Below are 7,331 nucleotides of genomic sequence, written 5' to 3'. Positions count from 1 at the left end.
CTGCGGAACCGGAGACCTGCCATGCCCGTCGCGTCCGCCCCCCGCTACCGCCATCCCGTCGTCCTCGTGCTCGTGGGCCTGCTGCTGGTCTGCGACGTGCTGGTCGGTCGCATGCTCCGCCGGCGCCACGCGCATGCGATGCGCCTGCTCGACTCCTCCCGCTGATCGCCCGACCCGGTAACCGTCCCGCCCATGTCCGCCGTCACCCCCGAAATCGCCGCCGACTTCCTGATCGAAGCGCAGGAAATCCTCGACCGGCTCGGCGAACAGCTGGTCACGCTGGAGCAGGATCCCTCGGACAGCGAACAGCTCAACGCGGTCTTCCGCGGCTTCCACACGCTGAAGGGCGGCGCCGGCTTCCTCGGCATCCAGCCGATGGTCAACCTGTGCCATGCGGCCGAAGAGACGCTCGGCCTGGTACGCGCAGGACAGGCCACGCTGGAACCCCAGCATTTCGACGCCGCCCAGCAGTCGCTGGACTGGTTGCAGCAGATGCTGGACGCCATCGGCGCCAGCGAAGATCCGCCCCATGCACCGCAGGCGCTGATCGACCAGTTCGATGCCCACGGCGGCACGCCCGCGCCGGCACGGAAGGCAAGCGCGGTGCCCGCCGCCGCCGCGCCTGCAGGCGACCTGATCGGCGACGACGAGTTCGAAGCCCTGCTGGACCAGTTGCATGGCGGCGGTGCGCCCACGAGCGTGGTGCCGCCCTCGCCGGCGCCTGCAGCGCCCGCGCCCACCCCGGCGAGATCCGCGGCACCCAAGCCGGCCGCCAAGGCCGGGGGCGAAGCGGAACAGACCATCCGCGTGGACACCAAGCGGCTGGACGCCATCGTCAACCTGGTCGGCGAGCTGGTGCTGTCGCGCAACCGCCTGAAGACGCTCCGCGCACGCATCCGCGACGAGGAACTGGACCGCGCCGTGAGCAGCCTGGACATCGCCACGGCCCGCCTGCAGACCGCCGTCATGCGCACGCGCATGCAGCCGGTCGGCAAGGTGTTCTCGCGCTTCCCCAAGGTGGCGCGCGACGTCGCCCGCCAGCTGCAGAAGGAAGTCGACCTGGAACTGGTCGGCGCCGATACCGAACTTGACCGCAACCTGGTGGAGGCCCTGGCCGATCCGCTCGTGCACCTGGTGCGCAACGCCATCGACCATGGCATCGAGGTGCCGTCGCTGCGCGAGGCCTGCAGCAAGCCGCGTGCCGGCCATGTGCGCTTGTCGGCGCAGCAGGAAGGCGACTTCGTCACCATCGAGATCCGCGACGACGGTGCCGGCATCGATCCGGAACGCTTGCGCGCGAAGGCGCTGGAGAAGGGCCTGATCGATCCCGAGGCCGCCGCCCGCCTCAGCCACGACGAGTGCCTGCAGTTGATCTTCCTGCCCGGCTTCTCCACCAAGGCCGAGGTCACCGACATCTCCGGCCGCGGCGTCGGCATGGACGTCGTGCAGTCGCGCATCCGCGAACTCAGCGGCCAGATCACCATCCATTCCGATGTCGGGCGCGGCAGCCGCTTCGTCATCCGCGTGCCCCTGACCCTGGCGATCCTGCCCACCTTGCTCGTGCAGGCCGGCGAGCCGGTCTACGCCCTGCCCCTGGCGCGCGTGATGGAGGTGCTGCATGCGCCGTCCGAAAGCCTGCGCTGGTTCGACGGACAGGCCGTGCTCGACCGCCAGAGCCACACCTTGCCGCTGGTCGATCTGCGCCAGTGGCTGCGCGTGGACCCGGTGATGGCTCCGTTGCTCACCATCGTGGTGCTGCAGATGGGCGAACAACGCTTCGGCCTGATCGTCGACCAGGTCCGGGGTCGCGAGGAAGTCGTCATCAAGCCCCTGCCGCGCGCCGTGCGCGGCCTGCCCGGCTATGCCGGCGCCACCCTGATCGGCGACGGCCGCATGGCGCTGATCCTCGACGTCGATGGTCTGCGCGCGACGGCGTGAGGCGTTGGCGATCTGTGGAACCCGGGCTGTTGTGGGAGCGACGTAAGTCGCGAGCTCTTTCCTTCAGACATCAAGACCCTGCTCCATCTCGTCTCGCGGCCATCGCGACTTACGTCGCTCCCACACCGGATATCCAGGTGTGACCAAGGTCGCGGCTTATGTCGCTTCCCACCCGCGTTACCTCAAGTCCCCCTGAACCGGGCCGATAGCTCTCACCATGGACATCTTCAGCCTCATCGGACTCCTGCTGGCGCTGGTCGCCCTGGTGGGCGGCAGCATCCTCAAGGGCGCGGGCCTGTCGTCGCTGTGGTCGTCGGCGGCGTTCGTCATCGTCATCCTCGGGACGATCGCCGCGATCCTGGTGCATACGCCTCCCCCGGTGTTCAAGCGCGCGCTGTCGATCGCGCGCTGGGTGATCCGGCCGCCGGGCAACGATGGCGATGCGCTGGTCGCGCAGATCGTCGAGTGGAGCAACATCGCGCGCAAGCAGGGGCTGCTGGGCCTGGAGCCGGTGGTCGGCCAGCAGGACGATCCCTTCCTGAAGAAGGGCCTGCAGATGCTGGTAGACGGTGTCGAGCCCGAGGCCATCCGCCACATGATGGAGATCGACCTCAACGGCCAGGAGCACCAGGACCTCGCCGCCGCCAAGGTATTCGAAGCAATGGGCATCTACGCGCCCACACTGGGCATCATCGGCGCCGTGTTCGGCCTGATCGCGGTGATGAAGAACCTGGCCGACCCCAGCAAGCTCGGCCACGGCATCGCCGCCGCGTTCACCGCGACCATCTACGGCATCGCCTCGGCCAACCTGTTCTTCCTGCCCATCGCCAGCAAGCTGAAAAGCGTCATCGGCGGGCGCAGCCGCGAACAGGAAATGATCATCGAAGGCCTGATCGCCATCGCGCAGGGCGAAAACCCGCGCAACATCGAGGCCAAGCTGGCCGGCTTCCTGCACTGAGCGCGCGGGACGATACCGATGGCACGCGGCAAGAAGCATGAAGAGCACGCCAACCACGAGGCCTGGGCGATCCCGTATGCCGACCTGATGACGCTGCTGCTGGCCTTCTTCGTCGTGATGTACGCCATCTCGACCGTCAATGAAGGCAAGTACCGGGTGGTGGCCGACTCGCTGACCGCCGCCTTCGGCGGCGCGCCGCGCACGATCAATCCCGTGCAGGTGGGCAACCACCAGCTGCAGGGCGCGGACTTCGACCGCCCGTCCCCCATCAAGTCCGGCGCCAAGAAGGGTCCCTCGGCCCCCTCGCCTTCGCCGAACGTCACCCTGCTGGCGGCGATGGCCTCGCAGATGAACATGTCGCTCGACGCGAATGCGCTGCAGGCGGCGCAGGGCGAACTGAAACGCATCGCCGACGACCTGGAACGCGCACTGGCCCCGCTGATCGACGAGAAGCTGGTCACCATCAAGCGGTCGGCGCTGTGGCTGGAGGTACAGATCAACAGCGACATCCTGTTCGCGACCGGTTCGGCGGCCCTGGACCCGCAGGCCCAGGAAACGGTCGGCAAGCTGGCCGAGGTGCTGGGCAACGTGCCCAATTCGGTACGCGTGGAGGGCTACACCGACGACCGCCCGATCCGCACCTCGCAGTTCCCCTCCAACTGGGAACTGTCGTCGGCACGCGCGGCCAGCGTCGTCCACTTGTTCGTCCGCGACGGAATTCCGCCGGAACGGCTGGCGATGATCGGCTATGGCGAATTCCGCCCTATCGGCGACAACGCCACGCTGGAGGGCCGCAACAGCAACCGCCGCGTGTTGCTGATCATCCTGGCCAGTCCCAGCGGACCGGCACCGAACTTGCAGGCACAGGACCAGGCCGTCGCGCCGCCGTCGGTGATCTCGCTGCCGCCGGTGCCGACCCACGCCGCGACGTCCATGCCCGGAGCGCCGCCGGCGCCCCAGGTCCATGAAGGAGTCCAGTGATGCGCGTGTGGGCAATCGCCAACCAGAAAGGCGGCGTCGGCAAGACCACCACCACCCTCGCCCTCGGGCGCGGCCTGGCCATGCGCGGCCATCGCGTGCTGCTGGTCGACCTGGACCCGCATGCGTCGCTGACGCGCGCCTTCGGCGTCGCAACCGACCCTCAGCCGAACGGGGTGCTGGACCTGTTCGACGAACAACCGCCGACGCTCGCGAGCGTGGCGCGCCCGACCGAAATCGAGAATCTCGCCTTCGTCGCCGCGCAGACGCCGCTGGCCACGCTGGAGCGCCGCAGCGCCACCCAGCCCGGCCTGGGCCTTGCGCTGTCCAATGCGCTGGCGCGCGGCGGGCACGCATGGGACCACGTGCTGTTCGACTGTCCCCCGACGCTCGGCCTGCTGATGGTCAACGCGCTGGCCGCGGCCGACCACGTCATCATCCCGACGCAGACCGAACCGCTGGCGCTGCACGGCCTGAAGGGCATGTGCCGGACCGCGGAGATGATCCAGCGCTCGCGCCATCGCCCGCTGCCGGTGTCGATCCTGCCCACGCTGCACGACAAGCGCACGCGCACCGGGGCCGAGACGCTCAAGGCGATGCAGGACGAATACGGCGAACGCGTCTGGAACGACGCCATCCCCAACGACACCCGCATCTGCAGTGTCGATGCGCTGACGCGTTCCAGCCCGGTCGCACAATATCCCGGCCGCGGGCTGTCGGCGTACCGCCGCGCGCTCGACTGGCTGCTGCTCACCGAAGCGCGCGATACGGAGCAGGCGGCATGACGACCCCCGCCGTCCTCGACGACTACCTCCTGGACCTGCTGGGCGACGCCGCCACGCCGGTACCCGCACAGGCGGCCCTCGCGGACGCCAGCGACCCCGCAGCGCCCGCCGCCGACCCGATCCATGCCACAGCACCTGCCGCGGTCCCGGCCTCGGCGGGCGCGCTCGCCGTGGCGCCGACGCGTCCGGGCAGCGAGGCGGACCTGATCAGCGATGACGAATTCGAAGCACTGCTCGACCAGTTGCATGGCGACAGCGTGCCGACGGCCGTCGTCCCCGCCCCCACCGCAGCGGAGTCCGCCATGCCCGCGCTCGCCGTCGCACCGACGCGTCCCGGCCACGCCGCCGACATGATCGATGACGACGAGTTCGAGGCCCTGCTCGACACCCTGCACGGTGACGGTGCACCGACGTCGCGCATCGTCGCGCCGTCACCGCCGGCAGCCCTGCCGCCGGCGACGACCCCCGCCCCGCCGCGCGCAGTCGCGCCGTTGCCGGCGAAGCCCTTCCTGCTGTCCCAGCCCGACACCGGAGAGCGGCGTCGCGCCACCGAACGCAAGACCCGCTGGCTGCGGCTGCGCTGCGACCAGCAGCATTACGCCCTCGAGCTGCTGAAGGTGCAGGAGGTGGTGCGTCCGGCCACCCTGTTGCCGCTACGGGGCGCCGCGCCGCACATGCTCGGCGTGATGAACCTGCGTGGCCAGGTGGTGCCCGTGATCGACCTGGGGCTCTACCTGGGCCGGCGCAGCATCGAGGTCGATGCGGTCACCCGCATCGTGGTGCTCGAGGAGCACGGCGAAACGCTGGGGCTGCGCGTGACCGCGGTGGAGGATGTCGCGAACCTCGCCGACCAGCAGATCGAATCGCCCGACAACGCGCGCGTGGGCCGCATGGCGAACCCGCTGTTCCGCGGCGTGGCACGCCTCAACGCTTGCGCGGTCATCCTGCTGGATGCCTCGCGGATCCTCCAGTGAAGGGCGGAGTCCGTGCAGAGGCGTGAGCAAGCGGCAGGCCCGCTTTCGCTCACTCCTCACGCCTCTCAGCGCACGCCTCGCCGTTAAGCCTGGCTTTCCAGAAATCCATCACACATTCACTCGCGCCCCTCAAGACCCGCCATGCCGCGCCGATACATCACCAGAGCCGCCTTTCCGGAGACACGATGAGCGCTGTGCCCCTGGGTGACGACCTCGGTATCGAGGCCGCCACCGACCTCAAGCAGCACCTGGCCCCGCATGTCGCGCAGCCGGGAACGTTGGCGCTCGACGCCGGCGCCGTGCAGCGCGTGCATACCGCCAGCCTGCAGGTGCTCTGCAGCTTCGTGCGGCAGCGCGAGCAGGCCGGGCTGGCCACCGACTTCAGTGCGGTCAGCCAGAATTTCCGCGATGCCGCGCGCCTGCTCGGCCTCTCCCCGCAGTTCGGCCTGGCCGACGACAACGAACACAACACGCAACAAGTGGAGAACGCCGCATGAGCGCACGCATTCTGGTAGTGGACGATTCGGCCTCGATGCGACAGATGGTCGCCTTCGCCCTGAGCTCGGCGGGCTTCTCGGTCGATGAGGCTGAAGACGGCCAGGTGGCGCTGGGACGCGCGCAGGGACAGAAGTTCAATGCCGTCGTCACCGACGTCAACATGCCCAACATGGATGGCATCTCGCTGATCCGCGCGCTGCGCGGCCTGCCGGACTACAAGTTCACGCCGATGCTGATGCTGACCACCGAATCGGCCGCCGACAAGAAGGCCGAAGGCAAGGCCGCCGGCGCCACCGGCTGGCTGGTCAAACCGTTCAACCCGGAACAGCTGGTCGCCACCGTCCAGAAAGTCCTGGGCTGATCCCTCCCTTCCTCCGCTTCCCTTCCGACCGCACCAGGGCACCGTCGCCATGAACATGGACATGCAGCGTTTCCACGCCACGTTCTTCGAGGAAAGCCGCGAAGGGCTGGAAGCCATGGAAGCGGGCCTGCTGTCGCTGGAACAGGGCAGCCGCGACGGCGACCTGATCAACTCCATCTTCCGCGCCGCGCATTCCATCAAGGGCGGCTCGGCGACCTTCGGCTTCGACGCCATCGCCGGCATGACCCACGTGCTGGAAACGCTGCTGGACGAACTGCGCGCCGGACAGCGCGCCGTCAGCCCGCCTGCGGTCGACGCGATGCTCGCCTCCGTCGACGTGCTGCGCGCGCTGCTGGCCGAGGCCGAACACGGCACGCCGGCCGATCCCGCCGCCGTGCAGGCCATGAAGGATCGCCTCAACGCGGTGCTGTCCGGCCAGGACGCGCCCGTCCCGGCCGCGGCGCCGGCCGCCGCCGCGGCGAAGGACGCCGAACCGGATGGCTGGAAGATCGGCTTCACGCCGGCGCCGTYGCTGTTCATGAGCGGCAACGATCCGCTGCGCATCCTGCGCGAACTGGAACACCTGGGCCCGCTGGAAATCGCGTGCCGCATGGAGCGCCTGCCCGGCTTCGAGCAGATCGATCCGCTCGAAGCCTATCTCGCCTGGGACCTTGGCCTGATCGGCAAGGTGCCGCGCAGCGCGGTGGACGACGTATTCGCGTGGGTCGTCGACGACTGCGAACTCGACATCCAGCCCCTGCAGCGCACCGCCGTGCCGGTCGAGGCCGCTGCCGTGGCCGCGCAGCCGGTCGCCGCCGTCGTCGCCAGCGGCGCGCAGC

At 69.3% G+C, this 7,331-nt stretch carries 8 protein-coding genes; all 8 read left to right on the top strand.

Features of this window, described 5'->3' with window-relative positions; genetic code table 11:
* The first annotated feature begins 192 nt into the window (after window positions 1–192).
* Complete coding sequence (locus AC04L7_RS09175; RefSeq protein WP_299343716.1) at window positions 193–1,938, top strand: chemotaxis protein CheA; 1,746 nt, start codon at window positions 193–195, stop codon at window positions 1,936–1,938.
* Window positions 1,939–2,155: 217 nt separating this feature from the next.
* A complete protein-coding gene (locus AC04L7_RS09170) occupies window positions 2,156–2,896 on the top strand; it encodes a flagellar motor protein (RefSeq protein WP_299343714.1) in 741 nt (246 codons plus the stop codon).
* A gap of 18 nt (window positions 2,897–2,914) precedes the next feature.
* Window positions 2,915–3,877, top strand: coding sequence for a flagellar motor protein MotD (gene motD, locus AC04L7_RS09165; RefSeq protein ID WP_343125255.1), 963 nt, complete (start codon window positions 2,915–2,917; stop codon window positions 3,875–3,877).
* Complete coding sequence (locus AC04L7_RS09160; protein WP_296281151.1) at window positions 3,877–4,659, top strand: ParA family protein; 783 nt, start codon at window positions 3,877–3,879, stop codon at window positions 4,657–4,659. Before motD ends, AC04L7_RS09160 begins: the two co-directional genes overlap by 1 nt.
* A complete protein-coding gene (locus tag AC04L7_RS09155; protein WP_299343710.1) occupies window positions 4,656–5,633 on the top strand; it encodes a chemotaxis protein CheW in 978 nt (325 codons plus the stop codon). Before AC04L7_RS09160 ends, AC04L7_RS09155 begins: the two co-directional genes overlap by 4 nt.
* Window positions 5,634–5,818: 185 nt before the next feature.
* On the top strand, window positions 5,819–6,130 hold the full coding sequence (locus AC04L7_RS09150) for an STAS domain-containing protein (protein WP_296281155.1): 312 nt from the start codon (window positions 5,819–5,821) through the stop codon (window positions 6,128–6,130).
* Window positions 6,127–6,492 carry a response regulator gene (locus AC04L7_RS09145; protein WP_055944462.1) on the top strand — a complete coding sequence of 122 codons (366 nt, stop codon included), beginning with the start codon at window positions 6,127–6,129 and terminating at the stop codon, window positions 6,490–6,492. The genes AC04L7_RS09150 and AC04L7_RS09145 overlap by 4 nt, the downstream gene beginning before the upstream one ends.
* 49 nt (window positions 6,493–6,541) lie before the next feature.
* Window positions 6,542–7,331 (top strand): Hpt domain-containing protein (locus AC04L7_RS09140; protein WP_475512870.1); only part of this gene is annotated, 790 nt, incomplete at its 3' end.

The organism is Pseudoxanthomonas sp. LjRoot204_2 (genome assembly GCF_056175765.1).
The sequence above is the reverse complement of the archived record's forward strand: the minus strand, read 5'-3'. Positions and strand labels throughout refer to the sequence as shown.

Coding starts and splice junctions, on each gene's coding strand:
- AC04L7_RS09145 (WP_055944462.1), top strand. CDS start 6,127: ATGAGCGCACGCATTCTGGTAGTGGACGATTCGGCCTCGATGCGACAG.
- AC04L7_RS09170 (WP_299343714.1), top strand. CDS start 2,156: ATGGACATCTTCAGCCTCATCGGACTCCTGCTGGCGCTGGTCGCCCTG.
- AC04L7_RS09155 (WP_299343710.1), top strand. CDS start 4,656: ATGACGACCCCCGCCGTCCTCGACGACTACCTCCTGGACCTGCTGGGC.
- AC04L7_RS09160 (WP_296281151.1), top strand. CDS start 3,877: ATGCGCGTGTGGGCAATCGCCAACCAGAAAGGCGGCGTCGGCAAGACC.
- motD (WP_343125255.1), top strand. CDS start 2,915: ATGGCACGCGGCAAGAAGCATGAAGAGCACGCCAACCACGAGGCCTGG.
- AC04L7_RS09175 (WP_299343716.1), top strand. CDS start 193: ATGTCCGCCGTCACCCCCGAAATCGCCGCCGACTTCCTGATCGAAGCG.
- AC04L7_RS09150 (WP_296281155.1), top strand. CDS start 5,819: ATGAGCGCTGTGCCCCTGGGTGACGACCTCGGTATCGAGGCCGCCACC.